This is a genomic window from Telluria sp. ZT3P26, from assembly GCF_059686035.1.
The window spans coordinates 109,205-128,234 of record NZ_JCASII010000005.1; the positions used below are offsets into that span (position 1 = coordinate 109,205).

Annotated in this window: 21 protein-coding genes; 18 read left to right on the forward strand and 3 right to left on the reverse strand. The window is 65.2% G+C overall.

The genetic code is table 11. The features are described from left to right. The first annotated feature begins 2 nt into the window (after positions 1-2). From AC56LN_RS16930 to AC56LN_RS17000, 15 genes are all read left to right on the forward strand, one after another. Entirely contained in the window at positions 3-605 is a 603-nt protein-coding gene (locus AC56LN_RS16930; RefSeq protein ID WP_499573453.1) for an NF038129 family PEP-CTERM protein, read from the forward strand. Between the two features lie 156 nt (positions 606-761). Continuing rightward, the gene (locus tag AC56LN_RS16935; protein ID WP_499573455.1) at positions 762-1,469 is read left to right on the forward strand and encodes a winged helix-turn-helix domain-containing protein; all 708 of its coding nucleotides are present in this window, start codon (positions 762-764) and stop codon (positions 1,467-1,469) included. Then, positions 1,466-2,176 carry a LuxR C-terminal-related transcriptional regulator gene (locus tag AC56LN_RS16940; RefSeq protein WP_499573457.1) on the forward strand — a complete coding sequence of 237 codons (711 nt, stop codon included), beginning with the start codon at positions 1,466-1,468 and terminating at the stop codon, positions 2,174-2,176. Before AC56LN_RS16935 ends, AC56LN_RS16940 begins: the two co-directional genes overlap by 4 nt. Positions 2,177-2,294: 118 nt before the next feature. Then, positions 2,295-2,705 (forward strand): hypothetical protein, encoded by a 411-nt coding sequence (locus AC56LN_RS16945; protein ID WP_499573459.1) that lies wholly within the window; start codon positions 2,295-2,297, stop codon positions 2,703-2,705. A 169-nt stretch (positions 2,706-2,874) separates the two neighbouring features. After that, a complete protein-coding gene (gspG, locus tag AC56LN_RS16950) occupies positions 2,875-3,312 on the forward strand; it encodes a type II secretion system major pseudopilin GspG (protein ID WP_499573461.1) in 438 nt (145 codons plus the stop codon). Positions 3,313-3,375: 63 nt separating this feature from the next. Next, the gene (locus tag AC56LN_RS16955; RefSeq protein ID WP_499573464.1) at positions 3,376-4,563 is read left to right on the forward strand and encodes a type II secretion system F family protein; all 1,188 of its coding nucleotides are present in this window, start codon (positions 3,376-3,378) and stop codon (positions 4,561-4,563) included. After that, positions 4,560-6,245: a GspE/PulE family protein gene (locus AC56LN_RS16960; RefSeq protein ID WP_499573467.1), complete on the forward strand. Its 1,686-nt coding sequence runs from the start codon at positions 4,560-4,562 to the stop codon at positions 6,243-6,245. Before AC56LN_RS16955 ends, AC56LN_RS16960 begins: the two co-directional genes overlap by 4 nt. Continuing rightward, positions 6,238-7,059 carry a hypothetical protein gene (locus AC56LN_RS16965; protein WP_499573469.1) on the forward strand — a complete coding sequence of 274 codons (822 nt, stop codon included), beginning with the start codon at positions 6,238-6,240 and terminating at the stop codon, positions 7,057-7,059. The genes AC56LN_RS16960 and AC56LN_RS16965 overlap by 8 nt, the downstream gene beginning before the upstream one ends. Then, positions 7,056-7,601: a PilN domain-containing protein gene (locus AC56LN_RS16970; protein WP_499573471.1), complete on the forward strand. Its 546-nt coding sequence runs from the start codon at positions 7,056-7,058 to the stop codon at positions 7,599-7,601. Before AC56LN_RS16965 ends, AC56LN_RS16970 begins: the two co-directional genes overlap by 4 nt. Beyond that, positions 7,598-8,173: a hypothetical protein gene (locus AC56LN_RS16975; protein ID WP_499573473.1), complete on the forward strand. Its 576-nt coding sequence runs from the start codon at positions 7,598-7,600 to the stop codon at positions 8,171-8,173. Before AC56LN_RS16970 ends, AC56LN_RS16975 begins: the two co-directional genes overlap by 4 nt. Beyond that, on the forward strand, positions 8,170-8,715 hold the full coding sequence (locus AC56LN_RS16980; protein ID WP_499573475.1) for a hypothetical protein: 546 nt from the start codon (positions 8,170-8,172) through the stop codon (positions 8,713-8,715). The genes AC56LN_RS16975 and AC56LN_RS16980 overlap by 4 nt, the downstream gene beginning before the upstream one ends. Then, positions 8,715-10,751, forward strand: coding sequence for a secretin GspD/PilQ domain-containing protein (locus AC56LN_RS16985; protein ID WP_499573477.1), 2,037 nt, complete (start codon positions 8,715-8,717; stop codon positions 10,749-10,751). Before AC56LN_RS16980 ends, AC56LN_RS16985 begins: the two co-directional genes overlap by 1 nt. Continuing rightward, positions 10,748-11,236, forward strand: coding sequence for a type II secretion system protein (locus AC56LN_RS16990; protein ID WP_499573481.1), 489 nt, complete (start codon positions 10,748-10,750; stop codon positions 11,234-11,236). Before AC56LN_RS16985 ends, AC56LN_RS16990 begins: the two co-directional genes overlap by 4 nt. A gap of 22 nt (positions 11,237-11,258) precedes the next feature. Then, the gene (locus tag AC56LN_RS16995; protein WP_499573483.1) at positions 11,259-11,642 is read left to right on the forward strand and encodes a type II secretion system protein; all 384 of its coding nucleotides are present in this window, start codon (positions 11,259-11,261) and stop codon (positions 11,640-11,642) included. Next, positions 11,636-12,355 (forward strand): type II secretion system protein, encoded by a 720-nt coding sequence (locus AC56LN_RS17000; protein WP_499573485.1) that lies wholly within the window; start codon positions 11,636-11,638, stop codon positions 12,353-12,355. The genes AC56LN_RS16995 and AC56LN_RS17000 overlap by 7 nt, the downstream gene beginning before the upstream one ends. Positions 12,356-12,535: 180 nt before the next feature. Here AC56LN_RS17000 and AC56LN_RS17005 read toward each other — a convergent pair whose 3' ends face one another. Then, positions 12,536-12,805, reverse strand: a complete 270-nt coding sequence (locus AC56LN_RS17005) for a hypothetical protein (protein WP_499573487.1) — start codon at positions 12,803-12,805, stop codon at positions 12,536-12,538. A 708-nt stretch (positions 12,806-13,513) separates the two neighbouring features. Between AC56LN_RS17005 and AC56LN_RS17010 the strand changes: the two genes are divergently transcribed. Further along, on the forward strand, positions 13,514-13,699 hold the full coding sequence (locus AC56LN_RS17010) for a hypothetical protein (protein ID WP_499573489.1): 186 nt from the start codon (positions 13,514-13,516) through the stop codon (positions 13,697-13,699). 4 nt (positions 13,700-13,703) lie between these two features. Here AC56LN_RS17010 and murJ read toward each other — a convergent pair whose 3' ends face one another. Then, the gene (murJ, locus tag AC56LN_RS17015; RefSeq protein WP_499573490.1) at positions 13,704-15,254 is read right to left on the reverse strand and encodes a murein biosynthesis integral membrane protein MurJ; all 1,551 of its coding nucleotides are present in this window, start codon (positions 15,252-15,254) and stop codon (positions 13,704-13,706) included. 209 nt (positions 15,255-15,463) lie between these two features. Between murJ and rpsT the strand changes: the two genes are divergently transcribed. Further along, positions 15,464-15,730 (forward strand): 30S ribosomal protein S20, encoded by a 267-nt coding sequence (gene rpsT / locus AC56LN_RS17020; RefSeq protein WP_183550274.1) that lies wholly within the window; start codon positions 15,464-15,466, stop codon positions 15,728-15,730. 416 nt (positions 15,731-16,146) lie between these two features. Beyond that, positions 16,147-18,378 carry an NADP-dependent isocitrate dehydrogenase gene (locus tag AC56LN_RS17025; protein WP_499573492.1) on the forward strand — a complete coding sequence of 744 codons (2,232 nt, stop codon included), beginning with the start codon at positions 16,147-16,149 and terminating at the stop codon, positions 18,376-18,378. Between the two features lie 51 nt (positions 18,379-18,429). Here AC56LN_RS17025 and AC56LN_RS17030 read toward each other — a convergent pair whose 3' ends face one another. After that, complete coding sequence (locus AC56LN_RS17030; RefSeq protein WP_482897955.1) at positions 18,430-18,996, reverse strand: pseudouridine synthase; 567 nt, start codon at positions 18,994-18,996, stop codon at positions 18,430-18,432. Positions 18,997-19,030 lie beyond the last annotated feature (34 nt).

Consider the following 19,030-nt stretch of genomic DNA (forward strand, 5'->3'; position numbering starts at 1 on the left):
TCATGAACAATCTTTACGCTCTGTTTCTTCGCGCCATGCTGGCGTTCTCGATCGCGGTTGGCGCGCCTGCCGCGCTGGCTGGCCCGATGTACCGGGTCTCGCTCGACACGTCTTCACTTGCCGGCAGCACCGGCTTCCTCGACCTGGGCTTCAACGGTGGTGGCGACATGGGGCAGTCAGTCGCCCGTCTGAGCAACTTCAGCGGCAACTTCGTTGGGGATGCAATGTATGTGGGTGACGCCAGCGGCACCGTGGCCACCGGGGCGGTCCTGGGCAACAGCACGGGAGAGAATTTCTTCACCCAGGCGCTGGCCTTCGGTGGCCTGTTCTCGTTCGACGTCGCGTTCGACCTGGGCAATGAGCCGCTGCGTACGTTGTTCACCGTGGCACTGTTCAACGACGCGTTCGACGCCTACCTTGGCGCTGACGCCGAACTGTTCTCGATCGACGTGATCGCAGACAAATTGGCCGACGTCACCGTGAACGCGCCTGGCCTGGCACAGGTGGCCCAGATCGCCGAAGTCCCGGAACCAGGCGAATGGCTGCTGCTGGCCACCGGCCTGCTGCTGATCGGCGCCACCCGCCGGATGCAACAGCGCGGCTAATCCTGCACTGCCGGTCAATCCGGCGCAGCGACTGACAGGTCGCTGCGCCGGATTTATTCTTCAAGCATATAAATACGTTAAAGAAATTGTATTTATAAACATTGGCACCTTGGGGCATAGTCATTGTATTGTCGTGCAGACATTACATATGCCACCATGCCAGTCCAGATTCTCGCGGTCGACCCCGATCCTGCTGTCCAGCAATTATTGAGGCTCAATTTCGGCAATGCCGGCTATCTGGTGACCTGTTGTCCGGATGCCGAACATGCGCTGCAGCGTCTGGCGCAGGGATTGCCGGACCTGCTGCTGATCGAGTGGGAATTGCCGGGCCAGAGCGGCGAAACCCTCGTGCGCCGGCTGCGCGCGCAGGCGAGCACGCGCGCACTGGGCCTGATCATGCTGACAGGGCGGGGCGCCGAGGCCGACAAGGTGCTTGCGCTCGAATCGGGCGCGGACGATTACGTCACCAAGCCGTTCAGTCCGCGCGAACTGCTGGCGCGCACGCAATCCGTGTTGCGTCGCCTGACGCCGGCTGGCGCCGCCGCCATGCGCGACGGTGGCCTGCACCTCGATCCGGACACATTGCAGGTGAGCGCCGGTGGCCGCCCGGTCCTGCTCGGCCCCATCGAATTTCGCCTGCTGGCATTCCTGATGCGCCATCCAGAGCGCGTGCATTCGCGGCCGCAATTGCTCGACCGGGTCTGGGGCCGTCATGCGGTGCTCGATGAACGAACCGTCGACACCCATGTCGGCCGCCTGCGCCAGGCGCTGGGGCCGGACGGCCAGGGCGACCGCATCCAGACCGTGCGCGGCGCCGGTTACCGCTTCACCGCCGGCCTGCCGGCGCTGGCGGGTGCCGCATGACGATCCTCGACAAGCTGGAGCAGGAATACCTGTTGCGCACCATCGAATCGGGCGTCGGACTGGTCGAGCGGCGCCAGCTGTTCCTGTGGACGCAGGGCGCATTCCAGGCGCTGCTGCCACACGAGATCATGCTGTGCGTGACACTGGATGCGGCGGGCGCCGTCGCGCATGTCGAGTGCCTGCATCGCACCGTGCTCGATCGCGCTGCGCTGGCGCACCTCAAGACCGGCGTGGCGCCGGCACTGGTGGCGCGCTGGCAGGCGGGGAACGCCATGCCCACGGTGATCGATGCGAACGACAGCGTCTTGCGCGCGATGGGCGTCGAGCATGCGCTCGTGCACGGCAGCGCGCCGCAGGGCGCTGCCGGCACGGTATTCGCGCTGCTCGGCATGCCGTCGCGCCCGGATGCGCGCCAGGCCTATTTTCTGCAGTTGCTGCTGCCGTACCTGCATCTGGGATTGCTGCGCATGCCAGTGGCAGCCAGCGCCGGGCAGGACGCCGGCAATGCGCCGGTGCGGCCCCTGAGCGGGCGCGAGCTGGCCGTGCTCGACGGCGTGCGCGCCGGCTGCAGCAACGAAGAAGTGGCGCGTCAGCTCGGCATCAGCGCGCTGACGGTGAAGAACCATCTGCAGCGCAGTTACCGCGCGCTCGGCGTGGCCAACCGGGCGCATGCGGTGGCGCGCTGCCTGGCGCTGCGCCTGCTCTGACCATCACCAAGGCCAGCTCAGGCGTGGCGGCCGCGCGACAGTGCGTGAAGAAAATCGTGGCCGGCGCAGCAGTCGCATTTCGCTTGACCACACGCCCATCGCACGCGAAGATAGGCTCATGAACAAACTCCTACTTTTGCTGCTCGTCAGCTGCGCCGCCTGCACGAGCCAGGCCCAGGGTCCCGTCCGCGCTCAGGTCAAGGGTGAAACCTCCATCAGCACGGCGCCGGCCACGACGCTGGCCGACATCCGGCGCCAGATCGGCACGCCGTCATGCAGCGACAACGCGCAATGCCGCACGTTGCCGGTGGGCGCGATGGCATGTGGGGGCCCGCAGGAATACCTGCCGTACTCCACGCAAAAGAGCGACGCCAATGCGCTGCGCGCGCTGTCCGAACGCTCGTATGCCGAGACCAAGGCCGCGCTCACGGCCAGTGGCATGGTGTCGACCTGCATGATGAAAGCCGATCCGGGCGCGGTCTGTGTGGCCGGCACCTGCCAGCTGGGCAACGGCGCAGCAAGCAACTGACGCGTCGCAACGTCAACGACAAAAGCGCGCCCCGGCGCGCTTTGTCGTTCATGCTCGACGCATCGGTGTCGGCGTTGGGTGGTATCTCAAAACAAGAGTTGTCCTTTTGCTATACCCCGTGATACCGTTCACAGGGATTTTTTTTGAGCAGCAGATGAGGAGTCGGTCGATGTTCTTTGCCATGAAACGGGGCGCCGCGCGTCGCAGCGCCGGGTTCACGTTGCTGGAATTGCTGGTGGTGATCGTCATCATCGGTTTGCTTGCCGCGTATGTCGGCCCGAAATATTTTTCCCAGCTCGGCAAATCCGAAGTCACCGCGGCCAAGGCCCAGATCGACGCGTTCGACAAGACGCTCGACACCTACCGGCTCGACGTCGGTCGTTACCCGACCACCGAAGAAGGCCTGGCCGCCCTGATGACGGCGCCGCCCAGCGCCGGCGTCAAATGGAACGGCCCCTACCTGAAGAAAGCCGTGCCGCTCGATCCGTGGGGCAATGCGTACCAGTACCGCGCTCCCGGCGCCCGCGCGGAATACGAGGTGCTTTCGCTCGGCAAGGACGGCCAGCCCGGCGGCGTTGGCGAGAACGCCGACATCACGTCGAACTGACCGACGTTGTTCGCCTCATTGTTCACATTATTGTTCGTCTCACCCACCTGACAGCGCCGCCCCATGCAGTTCGCCGTTCGCACCCTCGCGCCCGACATGTCGATCGCCAACCTCGTCGTCGATGCCCTCGACGCGCAGGATGCCCGCCGCCAGATCGAGGCGCGCGGCCTGTTCGTCAGCGCCGTTGAACCGGCGCGTGGCGCGCGCCTGGCCAGTTCGCGCGGCGCCAGACTGTCACTGGTGTTGTTCAGCCAGGAACTGCTCGCGCTGCTCAATGCGGGCCTGGGCATCGTCGAAAGTCTCGAAGCGCTGCTGGAAAAGGAAAGCGCCGCGCCCACCCGCGCCGTGCTCGAACGCCTGCTCGGCGGCCTGCGCGAAGGCAAGCGCTTTTCGGCCGTGCTGGCAGCGCAGCCGGCGCTGTTCCCGCCGCTGTACATCGGCATCGTGCGCGCCGCCGAAGGCACCAGCGACCTGCCGCGCGCGCTGACGCGCTACATCGATTACCAGCAGCGCATCGACACCGTGCGCGCGAAGATCGTCAGCGCCTCGATCTATCCGGTGATCCTGCTGATGGTCGGCGGGGGTGTCTCGGGGTTCCTGATCGGCTACGTGGTGCCCAAATTCGCCGAGGTCTACCAGGGTGCGGGCCGAAACCTGCCGTGGTTGTCGCAGCGGCTGCTCGACTGGGGCCAGTTCGCGTCCGGCCACGGGACGGCGATCCTGTTCGGCGCCGTGCTGGTGGTCGCCGGCATCGTGGCCGGCATCCGTCACCTGCGCCGCAGCGGCGGCATGGGCCGGCTGCTGCGGCGCGTGCCCGGCATCGGCGAGCGTGCCCGCGTGTATGAACTCTCGCGCCTGTACCTGACGCTCGGCATGCTGACCGAAGGCGGCATCACGATCGTCGGCGCCATCGAGACCGTGCAGCAGATGGTCTCGCCGCACCTGGCCAAAAACCTGGCGGCGGCGCGCGCCGCGATCGAGTCGGGCGAGCCGATGTCGAACGCGTTCGAGGCCCACGGCCTGACCACGCCGATCTCGCTGCGCATGCTGCGCGTGGGTGAACGCACGGGCGAGATGGGGCCGATGCTGACCCAGTCGGCCGCGTTCTACGATGGCGAGATCGGGCGCTGGATCGACCGCTTTACGCGCACCTTCGAGCCGCTCCTGATGGCCGCCATTGGCCTCGTGGTCGGCGCCATCGTCGTGCTGCTGTACATGCCGATCTTCGATCTGGCAGGGGACATGTCGTGACCACCGCGCCGTTCGATCCTGTCGTTCTGGCGCAGGCCAGAGCAGCCGCGAACGTGTCGCGCCGGGGCCTCGTGGCCGAGCTGGAAGCGCTGACCGGGCGCGATGCGCGCGAACTGGTCGACGGCCTGGCCGCACTGTTTGCGCTCCCCGTCATGGAAACGGGCGAGATGCTGCTGCTCGCGCCTGCGTTCGATCTGCTGCCGCTGGCGCAGGCACTGTCGCGTCACTGCGCGCTGCTGCGCCACGCCGACGGGCGCCTGGTCGGCGTGGTGTCCGATCCGTTCGATCTCGATCTGCAGACGTGGCTCGGCGCGCAGGCCCGCGCCACGCCTAGCCGGCCGCTTGCACTGTGCCTGGCGCAGCAGGCCGACATCCAGGCCTACCTGTCCAAGCAGGAGGAATCGGCGCGCGCTGTCGATTCGCTCGTCGGCGGGGCGGCCGATGGCCGGCGTGATGGCAAGATCGGTACCGTGCTGTCGTTCGCGTCGGTGTCCGAAGCTGGCAGCCCGGCCGTCAAGCTGGTCAACTCGACGCTGTACGACGCGTTGAAAGCCGGCGCCTCGGACATCCACCTGGAAAGCACGGCCGGCGGCCTGGCCGTGAAATACCGTGTCGACGGCGTGCTCGATCACGCCACGACGGTGGGCGGCATCGAGCTGGCCGAGCACATCATCTCGCGCCTGAAGGTGCTGGCCGAACTCGATATCGCCGAGCGCCGCGTGCCGCAGGACGGGAGCTTCAGGGTCGAGGCGGCCGGGCGCGACATCGACCTGCGCGTGTCGATCATGCCGAGCATCCACGGCGAAGATGCGGTGATCCGTATCCTCGACAAGCGCGCGATGATCGAGGCGTATGGCTCGCTCACGCTCGAAGCGCTGGGGTTCGACGCGCCGTCCCTTGTCACGCTGCGCCACCTGGCGCAGGAGGCCTACGGCATGCTCTTGGTAACGGGCCCCACCGGTTCGGGCAAGACCACGACGCTGTATGCGGCGCTGACCGAAATCCACAACGGCCGCGAAAAGATCATCACGATCGAAGACCCGGTGGAATACCAGCTGCCCGGCATCCTGCAAATCCCGGTCAACGAAAAGAAGGGCCTGACGTTTGCCAAGGGCCTGCGCTCGATCCTGCGGCACGACCCGGACAAGATCATGGTCGGCGAAATTCGCGACCGCGAGACCGCCGAAATCGCGGTGCAGTCGGCGCTGACCGGTCACCTGGTCCTGACGACCGTCCACGCCAACAACGTGTTCGATGTGTTCGGGCGCTTCACGCACATGGGCATCGATCCGTATGCATTCGTCTCGGCCCTGAACGGCATCTGGGCGCAGCGCCTGATCCGCATGAACTGCCCGCGCTGTGGCGAGCGGCACGACCCGACCGATCTCGAACTGGCCTCGGTGCACCTGGAACGCGCCGAGGTGGGCGACTACCTGTTCATGCGCGGCAAGGGCTGCGGCGATTGCCGTGGCACCGGCTACAAGGGCCGCCGTTCGATCGCCGAAATCCTGACCCTGAACGACGAGATCCGCGAACTGATCGTCGACAAGCAGCCGATCCGCCGCATCAAGGCCGCGGCCCACGCCAACGGCACACGCAGCCTGCGCCTGGCCGCGCTCGACCTGGTGCGGCGCGGCGCCACCACCATCGATGAAATCAAGCGGGTGACCCTGCATGCTTAGGCGGACCAACCTGCTTTTTGGACACACCCTGCGCATCGGCATTGCCAGTGAGGGCCTGGCCCTGATCAGGGTCAACCGCCTGTTCGGCGGCGCGCCCGTGCTGCTGGCCGAGCAGCGTCTCGACCTGTTCGCGCCCGATGCGCTGGCCACCGGCCTCTCCGCGCTGTTCGCCGACCATGCCCCTGGCGGCTGGACGGTGAGTGTTGTGCTGGCCGATGAGTTGATACGGCTGTGGCAGGTCACGCCGCCACCAGGCGCCACGCGCATGGGCGACCTCGAAGGGGCGGCCGCGCTGCGCTTCCAGCACCTGTTCGGCGCGCCGCCTGCCGAGTGGGTCATCCGCGCCGACTGGGATGCGGCCAAGCCGTTCCTGGCCAGCGCCGCGCCGCGCAACCTGCTCGATGGCCTGCAGCTGGCCGCCGAGACCCACCGCTTTCACCTGGTCGACATCCGGCCGCAATTCGTGGCCGCGCTCAATCAGTGGCGCCAGGCGCGCAGGGCAGGGGCGTGGTTCGGCCAGGTCCATGGCGGCGTGCTGTCGCTCGCGGCCTATGACGGCGCGCTCCTGATGGCCGTGCGCAGCAGCCCGGTCCCGGCCGGCGCCGATCGCGACTGGCTGGAATCGCACGTGGCGCGCGAAGCGCTGCGCGTGGGCGTGGGACGGCCCGAACGCCTGCAACTGTGCGGCGCCGCGCCGGCCGCCTGGGGCAGCAGCCCGGGGCGCCTGAAATTCGCGTGCAGCCTGCTGGAGCAGAACGCTGGCGACGGTTGGTCCGATCTGGCGCGGCTGGCGCGTACGGGAGTGCCCGCGTGAAGCGCACCCGCATCGATTTTTCCCAGCCGGGCCTGCGCCGCACGCTGTTTCGCACGCCGCCACGTGTGATCTTCATGCTGCCTGTCGTGCTGTTGATCTGCGTGCCCGCAGGGTTCATGACCCAGCGCTACATCGAGCAGCAGCAGGAACTGACCGACTTACAGGCGGCGCTGGCCGTGCGCAGTGCGCCGCCGCCCGTCGTGGTGGCCGCCGCACCGAGGGTGACCCTGGCGCCGGCGCAGGTCACCGCCGTCAACGCCGCCGTGCAGCAACTGAACCTGCCATGGCGCGACCTGGCGGCAGCGCTGGGCGACGCCACGCCAGCGTCGATCGCACTGCTGGCGCTGGAGCCGGACGCCAAGCGGCGCACGCTGCGCATCAGCGCCGAAGCCAGGAACAGCGACGACATGCTGGCCTACATCACGCGCCTGCAGGCCGAGGAATGGTTCACGAGTGTGGTGCTGATGCGCCATGAAGTGATGCAGGAAGACCCGAACCGGCCACTGCGCTTCCAGGTCAGCGTGCAATGGGGGACGCCATGACGCTCGCGACCCTGCCACTCCGCGCGCGCCTGCTGCTCGCGCGCGTCAATCCGTTGACGGCGCTGGTCCTGGCGCTGATCGTGGCCGGCGCAGCGGTGCAGGTCGCGCTGGTGCCGGCGCGCGCCCGGCTCGACGCAGACTACGAGGCGGCCCGCCGCCTCGCACGCACGCCGTTGCCACCACGCCCGGCACCAAGCGCGCCGCCACCGAGCAGCGACCAGAACCTGGCGCAGTTCTACGCGACGCTGGGCGATGCGGGCAGCGTCGAACGTCAGTTGAAAGCGGTGTTCGCACTGGCCGCGCGTCATGGCTTGACGCTGGAGCAGGGCGAGTACCGCACCACCGTTGACCGCAATGCGCGGCTGGTTGCCTACCAGGTCAACCTGCCCGTCAAGGGCAGTTACAGCGCCATCTGGCAGTTCGCGATGGACGTGCTGCGCGCGGTCCCGCATGCCTCGCTCGACGACGTGGCGTTTCGCCGCGACGCCATCGGCGAGGCGGGCGTCGATGCGCGGCTGCGCCTGACGTTCTATCTGGCCGAGCGCAGCACAACACCGGGAGAGGCGCGATGAAGCCCCGTCACATCGCCATGGGTGGCGCGCTGGCGCTGGCCGCCGGGCTGGTGGTCTTTGGCGACAACACGCCTGAAGATACGCTGGCCGAACCGGCCGAACGTGGGGCCAGAACTGCCGCCACTGCACCCGCGCGCAGCACGGCGGTCGCGGTGGCCAGGCCGGTCGCGGACACCGCGATCGTCCGGCTGGTCCCGCGCGACGAGTTGATCGGCGCCGACGGCGAGCGCTTCGGCGAGGGTGAGCAGGCCTTGTTTGCGCGCCACGACTGGACACCGCCACCGCCGCCGCCATCGAACGCACCGCCGCCGCCACCGCCGCCGCCCGTGGCGCCACCGCTGCCGTTCAAGTACATCGGCAAATCGCTGCAGGACGGCGTGTGGGAAATCTACCTGGCCCGCAACGACCGTACCTATCTCGTGCGCGACGGCGCGACGATCGATGGCGCCTATCGCGTCGACGCGATCCGTCCGCCCACGCTGACCCTGACTTACCTGCCGCTGGACCAGGTCCAGCAGCTCAATATTGGAGTATTCGATTGATGGCCCGTTCGCCGATGCAGGGATTGACCCTGTTGCTGTTGCCGTTTCTTCTCGCGGGGTGCGCGGCGCAGCGCGCTTACCAGGAGGGCAACGCACTGGTGGCCCAGGACAAGGTCGGCGCCGGCCTGGCTAAGTACCAGGAGGCGCTGGCCGCCGATCCCGGCAATCCCGAATACAAGGCGGCGTTCCTGCGCGCGCGCGACGGCGCCGTCGTGCGCATGGTGGAGGCGGCCGACCGCGCACTGGCGTCCGGGCAGATCGACGTGGCCAGCAGCGAATACCGGCGCGTGCAGACCATCGACCCGGGCAACGACCGCGCCCGCGCGGGCCTGCGCCAGGTCGAGGCGGACCGGCGCCATGCGGCCGCACTGATCGAGGCGCGCGCCGCGTTCGAAAAGGACGATGTCGACACCGCGCGCAACAAGCTCGCGGCCGTGCTGACCGAGCGCCCGGCGCACGAAGCGGCGCGCCTGCTGCTGCTGGAGATCGACGAGAAGGCGGCCGCTGCGCCATCCGGCCCGGCAGCGCTGGCGGCCAGCTACCGCAAACCGATCAGCCTCGAATTTCGCGATGCCCCGCTCAAGCAGGTATTCGAGATCATCGCCCGCCACTCGGGCCTGAACTTCATCTTCGACAAGGACGTCAAGGCCGATACCCGCACCTCGATCTTCCTGAAGAACAGCACCGTCGAAGCGGCGGTGTACTACCTCTTGATGACGAACCAGCTCGAGCGCCAGGTCATGGATGGCAACACGATCCTGATCTACCCGAACGTCGCGGCGAAGCTGCGTGAGTACCAGGAAATGACGGTCAAGACGTTCTTCCTGGCGAACGCCGACGCCAAGTCCATCGCCAACACGTTCAAGACGATCCTCAAGAGCCGCGACGTGGTGGTCGATGAAAAACTGAACCTGGTGATCCTGCGCGACAATCCGGAAGCGATCCGCATCGCCACGCAGCTGGTGGCGCTGCAGGACGTGCCGGAGCCTGAAGTGATGCTCGACGTCGAGGTGCTGGAGATCAACCGCAGCAGCGTGATGGACCTGGGGATCAACTGGCCGTCGTCGCTCGGGTTCTCGCCACTGACGTCGTTCGACGGCAATGTGCTGACCATCGACCAGCTGCGTGGCCTGAACAGCAGCACGATCGCGACGGGCCCGATCAGCGCCACGCTCAACGCCAGCAAGACCGACGGCGACACGACGACGCTTGCCAACCCGCGCATCCGCGTGCGCAACAAGGAAAAGGCCAAGATCGTCATCGGCGACAAGATCCCGAATATCTCGGCGACGGTGTCGTCGGGGATCGGCGGTTTTGCGTCCGATAACATCACCTACCTGGACGTGGGCCTGACGCTGAATGTCGAGCCGACCATCTACCTGAACAACGAAGTGGCGATCCGCATCAACCTCGAAGTCAGCACGCTGGGCGAGCGTGTCGAGACCCGCAACGGCACCGTGGCTTACCGCATCGGCAGCCGCTCGGCGACCACCATGCTGCAACTGAAGGATGGCGAGAACCAGGTGCTCGCTGGCCTGATCAGCAACGAAGACCGCAGCAGCGGCACCAAGGTGCCGGGCGTGGGCGACCTGCCGATCGTCGGCCGTCTGTTCGGCAGCCAGACCGACAGCAGCGGACGCACCGAGATCCTGCTGTCGATCACGCCGCGCATCGTGCGCGCGGTGCAGCGCCCGCCCGCGTCGGCGTCCGAATTCGGCGCCGGCACCGAAGCGAGCTTCCGCCGCCGCCCCGATAATGCTGTGCGCCCGCAGGTGCTGATGCCGACGACAGGCGCGCGGCCTGCGACACCGGCCCTGGCGCCGCCAGCGACGGTGACGACGACGACAGTCACGACGCCGGTCGCACCGCCGCCGTCGCGGGAACCTGCGACGTCATTCTCGGTGCCGCCGTCGGCTTTGCCGGCCACGCCGCAACTGGGCTCGCCGCCATCGGCGCCGCCGGGTCAGCCTGTCGCGCCTGAACCATCACCGGGCGACGTGCAGCCGACTGCGACCCCGCCAGCGCAGCCGCGATGACGACCCGGGGCATGCGCGCGCGGCACGGCTTCACGCTGATCGAGCTGCTCGTCACGCTCGCGATCCTGGGCCTGCTCGGCACCCTGGTGCTGCCGGTGGCCGAAGTGACGGTGCAGCGCCGCGACGAGCAGGAACTGCGGCGCGGCCTGCGCGAGATCCGCGCCGGGCTGGATGCGTACAAGAAGGCCGCCGACGAGGGCCGCGTGGCCAGGGCCGCCGACGCCAGCGGTTATCCGGCGCGGCTGGAATTGCTGGTGCAGGGCGTGCCCGACCTGCGCAGCCCGAAGCAGGCGAAGATCTATTTCATGCGGCGCCTTCCGCGCGACCCGTTCACGCCGGAGCGCGATCTCGATGACGCCGCCACCTGGGGCAAGCGCAGTTACGCCAGCGAGCCGGATCAACCGCAGGAAGGCGACGATGTCTATGATGTGTATTCGCGCTCCGCGCGGGTGGGGCTGAACGGCATCCCCTACAACAAATGGTGAGCACGAGGTGAGCACAATGCGCATGCATGCAGTTGGAAAAAACCGTGGCTTCACGCTGATCGAACTGCTGGTGGTGCTGGGGATTATCGCGCTGCTGCTCACGGTGGCGCTGCCGCGCTTTTTCCCCAGCATCGACAGCGCCAAGGAGACCATCCTGGCCGATAACCTGCGCAACACGCGCCAGGTGGTTGATCAGTACCGCTCCGATACGGGCCGCTATCCAGCATCGCTCGAGCAGCTGGTGGAAGTGCGCTACCTGCGCGAGATCCCGCTCGACCCGGTCACCGAAGCGCGCGATACGTGGATCCTCGAAGCGCCGCACGAAGGGGAGCAGGGCGGCTTTGCCAATCTGCGTAGCGGCGCGCCGGGCAACGACCGGCATGGCCGGCCCTACGTGGAATGGTAGTGCGCTCCAGGCGCCAGGCCGGTTTCACTTATCTGGGCCTGATCATCTTCGTCACCATCATCGGCCTGGTGGGCGCGGCCACGCTCAAGATCGGCGCGCTGCTGCAACGGGCGGCGGCCGAAGAAGAACTGCTCGACATCGGCGCCGCCTTCAGCGCAGCGCTCGACAGCTACGCGGCCGCGACGCCGCAAGGCGCTTCGCCGTATCCGCCATCGCTCAAGGAATTGCTGAAGGACCCGCGCGTGCCGGGCGTGCGCCGGCACCTGCGCAAGATCTTCGTCGACCCGCTGACAGGCAAGGCCGAGTGGGGTGTGGTGTATCTGGGGGACGGCACGACGGGCGTGGTTGCAGTGCATAGTTTGTCGACGGCCAGGCCGCTGAAGATCGCCAACTTTGACAGCCGGTTTGCGGGCCTGGACAATGCGGACACGATTTCGGCTTGGCGGTTCAAGGCGCGTGATCCGGCGCTGGGGCAGGCACCTGGGCAGCCGCAGCCGCAGCCGCAGTCTGGTGCACCAGCGGCGCCGACGGCGCAACCGGTGCCGCCAGGCTTGCCTGCGGCAGCGCCGGCAGATGTGCCGGCGGCGGAGAGGACTGAAGAATTGGAGCCAGCACCGACTGCTGTACCGGAACCCGAACCGGTGAATGCACAGGAAACCGCAGCTGAACCGCAAGCGGAGCCTCCGACGGAAACACCGACCGAGGACCGGTAGGCTTGGACGAAACATCAAGTTGGACACAGTCGGCAGGCATACAGGTGCACGACAGTCCGGATTCGGCCCGAACCCAGCCGTTCACGTCGGCTTAGCAGGTTGCCTGGTTTGAAAAAGCCCTGACTGTCACGACAGGCCTTTAGCGGCCGGAGCAGACCTTGAATCGATTGAGATTGAAGGTCAAACGTCGCGAGGTAAAGAAGCTAACCACGCTTGTGTCCGTAACAGAACAGACTCAAGATCTGGTAGGAAACCATCCTTCTCATACCATTCCGCAATTTCTAAATCTTGAGCAAGATCTTCTATTTTCCGAATGAGATCGTACGGCATCGCTTCGAGCGCGCGCCCATTGTTCCGCACTATTTTCGCAAACGCGGCAGCGCTGATTTCCCGCGCTCGCATGCCGTTGAGGCCACTTTCGATCCTCGCAATTAATGTTTCGTTGGACATCAGAGCGCGTTCTAGTTCTTCGAGATGTATGTTTGGAATGAATGTTTGTGGCCAAGGTGGCCGCTCACCTCAGCATAGCAGGTCGGCCAGGGCGGAAAATCGCGGACTGTCACGAAGGGCAGCAGCCGAGCCAAAGCAGTCATCGAACGCTGCACAAGGATTGCAGACAATCCTACGTGGTGAAGTCGAAATAGATACGTGACAATATGAGTGCCGATACCAAACCGCCAACAGTAACACTGAGCAGTGTGAAGGCTGGACTGGGGGCACGGCGAGTCAACAGTAACCCTGCTCCGATAAGGGAAGAGACCGCTAGGGGTCACGAGCAGGGTCAGGTCTGACATTTGGACACGAGCTCAGCAAAAAGTCTATTTATGGATGCGCTAATGACGGTATTAAGGAAGAGTCCGAGTCCGAATGTCAGACCTGACCCCGGCTACTCCGGCTACTTGACCCCGGCTACTCGGGCTGGAATGGGCACACGTTGTCTCGACAGTCTTTGTCCACCAGTAAGCAAGCCCACCGGCAAGGCCCGACCCAAGACAGTTCAATGAATCATACAGAGCGAATCGCGCCCAACGGACGGATGTGAATGGCTCGGCAAGCTCAATCCATACAGGTATGGCGCAGATGGCGCCTGTCACTGCGAACTGCCACCATCGCGTTACACGCAACTTGCAGAATAAAAATGCAAGTGGGAGGCCAAAGATGAGCGCACTGGTGATTGCCGCGCGCAAGACCAATCGGCAGATCGAATGGGTGGTGTACGACGGCGAGGGACATGGCTGGTCGCTGGCCAGAAACCGGATCGACTTCTGGCAGCGTGTCGAACGGTTCCTGCACAAGCACATTGGCGCGGACACCTTGACGCGGACGGCAGCTGCGCGGCCCTGAGCCGTTACGCCGCGCGGCGCCGGAAGTCGCGCGGCCGGAACCCCAGCAGCGCAAGCATCGCGAAGTAGGCCACGGCACTGGCCACGATGATCGCGAGCAGGGCGCCGATGCGCAGGCCGGGCGTGACCTTCATCGCGGCCCAGTCGAACTGCGCCTGGCCGAACCACGCCACGGCGCCCATGACCGCCACCCCGATCGCGAGCTTCAGGAAGAACTTGCCCCAGCCCGGTTGCGGCGTGTAGATGCCGCGTTTGCGCAGGCCGATGTACAGGCAGATCGCATTAATGCAGGCGCCCAGGCCAATCGACAGGGCCAGGCCTGCCACGCCCATCAGCGGCACGAAGATCAGGTTCATCAGCTGTGTGGCCACCAGCACGGCAATGGCGATGCGTACCGGCGTCTTGACGTCCTGGCGGGCGTAGAAGGCCGGCGCCAGGATCTTGACGAGGATGATGCCGAGCAGGCCGGCGCTGTAGGCCATCAGCGGCATCGATGAATTGACCAGTGCCGCATCGTCGAATTTACCGTAGTGGAAGAGGGTGGCGATCATCGGCACTGCCAGCGTTGCCATGCCCACGGCGGCTGGCAGCGCGAGCAGGAAGGTCAGGCGCAGGCCCCAGTTGAGCAGCGCCGCGTATTCGGCGGTGTCGCCTTCGCTATTGGCTTTCGACAGCGACGGCAGCAGGATCGTGCCCAGGGCCACGCCCAGCATGGCGGTCGGGAACTCCATCAGGCGATCGGCATATTGCAGGGCCGAGACGGCGCCGGCGGCGAGGCTGGCGGCGATACCGGTATTGATCAACAGGCTGATCTGCGCTGCGGAGACGGCGAACACGGCCGGGCCCATCTTCTTGAGCATGCGGCGCACGCCCGCGTCGCGCAGGCCCGTCATCGGATTGAACGAGATGCGCGGCAGCATGCCGATTTTCACGAGCGACGGAATCTGGATCGCCACCTGCAGCAGGCCGCCGACGCAGACCGCAATGGCCATCGCGTAGATCGGCTGTTCGAGGTAATTGACGAGCACGAGCGAAGCGAAGATGAACGACAGATTCAGCAGCACTGGCGTGAACGCGGGGATCTTGAACTGGCGCCAGGTATTCAGGATGCCGCCGGCCAGCGCGACAAACGACATGCAGGCGATGTACGGGAACATCATCTGCGTCATGATGACCGACGCATTGTAGGCCCCAGGCGTCTCGCGCAGGTCGCCGGCCAGGACCATGATCAGGAGCGGAGCGCCGATGATGCCGACAATACTGGTGAGTACCGTGGCCCACAGCAGCGAGGTAGCGACATGGTCGACGAGGGTCTTGGTGGCGACGTCGCCATGCTGCGTCTTGTATTCGGACAGGATCGGCACGAACGCTTGCGAGAACGCGCCTTCGGCAAACAGGCGCCGCAGCAGATTGGGCAGGCGGAACGCGATGATGAAGGCATCGGTGTACGCCGAGGCGCCGAAAGCGCGCGCAAACAGGCTTTCGCGCAAGAGGCCGGTGACGCGCGAAAGCATCGTCATGCTGGAAATGGCGGCGAGGGTTCTGAGCAGGTTCATGGCGCGAGATTATACTGGTGCAACTCAACCGGTACAGACATCCGGCCGACAATCTTTGAATTTTGAATTGCCCATACTTGAAAGCTTCGCTATAATCATGGGCTGTACTGAATTCTGTTAGCAGACACTAATCGTTGGGCAGGCTCCTGCGCCGGTTTAACAGTCGCTAATGTTTGCAAACGCAACTTGACCCCGATTTAGGAAATTCCATGGCAAATACCGCACAAGCGCGCAAGCGCGCTCGTCAAGCAGTTAAGCAAAACGCGCACAATTCGTCGCAGCGTTCGACCCTGCGCACCGCAATCAAGGCAGCTCGCAAAGCCATCCAGGCTGGCGACAAAGAAGCCGCGACCCTGATCTTCCAGCAGTCCGTGTCGAAAATCGACAGCATCGCTGACAAGAAAATCATCCACAAGAACAAAGCAGCGCGCCACAAGAGCCGCCTGGCTGCAGCCCTGAAAGCACTGTCGGCGTAAAGCCCGCGTGCGTGCGGCCTTCGGGCCGCGCAGGCAAGTTCTGTGCAGTGGAAAGACCCGCCCGACTTCGGTCCTGGCGGGTTTTTTTGCTTGGCGCTTCGATTTTTCCATCCGGAATGCATGACGGGGTTGTCGATAACGTAAAAACTGGTGTCCGCCGCAAAGGTGGGGCATAATATGGCGCGTCTTATGTCTTATAGAAGACTAGTGTCAACCACGGATTGTGCGGCCTTGCACGAAGCGGCCGCATCAACGGGTGAACATGGACGCCGGTGCGCGCTGGCCCTCCCGTCACAGACGGGGGTAGAATGTCCGGCATCGGCGCCCAGTGCCCGCGGCGCATCTATTGATGGGCCGTGGCCAATTGTCAGTTTTTACTACGCGCGACATCGTCGCGATTACCGAGGAAAATGTGCATGAGCAGTGATCAGACCATCATCTACACCCTGACCGACGAGGCGCCGCTGCTGGCGACCCACGCCTTCCTTCCTGTGGTCAGCACCTTCACGAAGCCGGCCGGCATCACCGTCACTGCCAGCGACATCTCGGTCGCGGCCCGTATCCTGGCGGCTTTCCCGGAAAACCTCACCCCGGAGCAGCGCGTGCCGGATTCGCTGGTCGAGCTGGGCAAGAAGACGCTCGAGGCGAGCGCCAACATCATCAAGCTGCCGAACATCAGCGCTTCGGTCAGCCAGCTGACCACCGCGATCAAGGAACTGCAGGACAAGGGTTACAACATCCCTGACTACCCGTCGGACCCGAAGACCGACGAAGAAAAAACCATCAAGGCCAAGTACGGCAAGTGCATCGGTTCGGCAGTGAACCCGGTCCTGCGCGAAGGCAACTCCGACCGCCGCGCGCCGCGCGCCGTCAAGGAATACGCACGCAAGAACCCGCACTCGATGGCCCCATGGTCGCAAGCGTCGCGCACCCACGTGGCGCACATGACCGAAGGCGACTTCTACCACGGCGAAAAGTCGATGACGGTCGAGGCTGCACGTGACGTCAAGATGGAACTGGTCACCAAGAGCGGCCAGACCATTGTTCTGAAGCCAAAGGTCTCGCTGCTGGCCGGTGAAATCATTGATTCGATGTTCATGAGCCGCAAGGCGCTGCTGGCCTTCTACGAAGCCCAGATCGAAGACGCACATGCCACCGGCATGTTGTTCTCGCTGCACGTCAAGGCAACGATGATGAAGGTGTCGCACCCGATCGTGTTCGGTCACTGCGTACGCATGTTCTACAAGGAAGCGTTCGAGAAGCACGGCGCGTTGTTCGAGAGCCTCGGCATCAACGTCAACAATGGCATGGCCGATCTGTACAACAAGATCGCCGACCTGCCGTCGTCGCAGCGCGAAGAAATCATCCGCGACCTGCACGCCTGCCAGGAACACCGTCCGGAACTGGCCATGGTCGATTCGGCCAAAGGCATCACCAACTTCCATTCGCCAAACGACGTCATCGTCGACGCGTCGATGCCAGCCATGATCCGCGCCGGCGGCAAGATGTACGGCGCCGATGGCCGCCTGAAAGAAGTCAAGGCCGTCATCCCGGAGAGCACCTTCGCGCGCATCTACCAGGAGATCATCAACTTCTGCAAATGGCACGGCGCTTTCGATCCGAAGACGATGGGTACCGTCCCGAACGTCGGCCTGATGGCCCAGCAAGCCGAAGAGTACGGCTCGCACGACAAGACCTTCGAGATCGCTGAAGACGGCGTGGCCAACATCACCGACCTCGCCACCGGCGAAGTCCTGATGAGCCAGAATGTCGAGAAGGGCGATATCTGGCGCATGTGCCAGGTCAAGGATGCGCCGATCCGCGACTGGGTCAAGCTGGCCGTGACGCGTGCGCGCAACTCGGGCATGCCGACCGTGTTCTGGCTCGACCCGTACCGTCCGCACGAAAATGAACTGATCAAGAAGGTCAAGGTCTACCTGAAGGACCACGACACGAGCGGCCTGGATATCCAGATCATGTCGCAAGTGCGCGCAATGCGCTTCACGCTCGAGCGCGTCTGGCGCGGCCTGGACACCATCTCGGTGACCGGCAACATCCTGCGCGACTACCTGACCGACCTGTTCCCGATCATGGAACTGGGCACGTCCGCCAAGATGCTGTCGATCGTGCCGCTGATGGCCGGTGGCGGCATGTACGAAACGGGCGCCGGCGGTTCGGCCCCGAAACACGTGCAGCAGCTGGTTGAAGAAAACCACCTGCGCTGGGATTCGCTGGGCGAGTTCCTGGCGCTGGCCGTGTCGCTGGAAGACCTGGGCCTCAAGACCGGCAACGAGAAAGCCAAGGTCCTGGCCAAGACGCTCGACGCGGCCACCGGCAAGCTGCTGGACAACCGCAAGTCGCCATCGCCAAAGACCGGCGAGCTCGACAACCGCGGCAGCCAGTTCTACCTGTCGCTGTTCTGGGCACAAGAGCTGGCCGCGCAGACCGACGATGCCGCACTGGCCGCCACGTTCGCGCCACTGGCCAAGAAACTGGCCGCCGACGAAGCGACCATCGTCGCAGAGCTGCTGGCCGTGCAGGGCAAGCCGGTCGATATCGGTGGCTACTACAAGCTGGATGAAGCCAAGGTGACGGCCGCGATGCGTCCGAGCGCCACCTTCAATGCGGCAATCGATTCGTTCGCCTGAACTGAACGACTGCTGTAACTGAAGCCCGCCGACCGCAAGGTCGGCGGGTTTTTATTTGCCCGCGTGGCGCGAGTAGGCCGGCACGTCGATGAATTCGCCCGGCAGCAACGGATGCGTGCTCAGCGAAAACGGGCCGATACTGCTGCGCACCAGGCGCAGCGTCGGCAAGCCCACGGCCGCCGTCATCCGGCGCACCTGGCGGTTCTTGCCTTCTTCGAGCGTGATCGCCAGCCAGCTGGTGGGCTTGTCCTGGCGCGCGCGGATCGGCGGATTGCGCGGCCACAGCCATTCGGGCTCGGCGATCCGCGCGGCGCGGCACGGCTTGGTGACGAAGTCGCCCAGGTCGAGCGGCGCCTGCAGGCGCGCCATGGCGGCGGCATCGGGCACGCCATCGACCTGCACCAGGTAGGTCTTGGCTTCCTTGTGATCCGGATGGGCGATCTTGTGCTGCAGCTGGCCGTCGTCGGTCAGCAGCATCAGGCCTTCGCTGTCGGCGTCGAGCCGGCCGGCGGGGTAAATGCCGGGGATCTTGAGGTAGTCGGCAAGGGACTCGCGGCCATCCTGGGGCGAGAACTGGCACAGGACCTGGAACGGTTTATTGAAGAGAATCAGGGACATGACGATGCAGTAAAGCGAATGAGAGGGTGGCCAA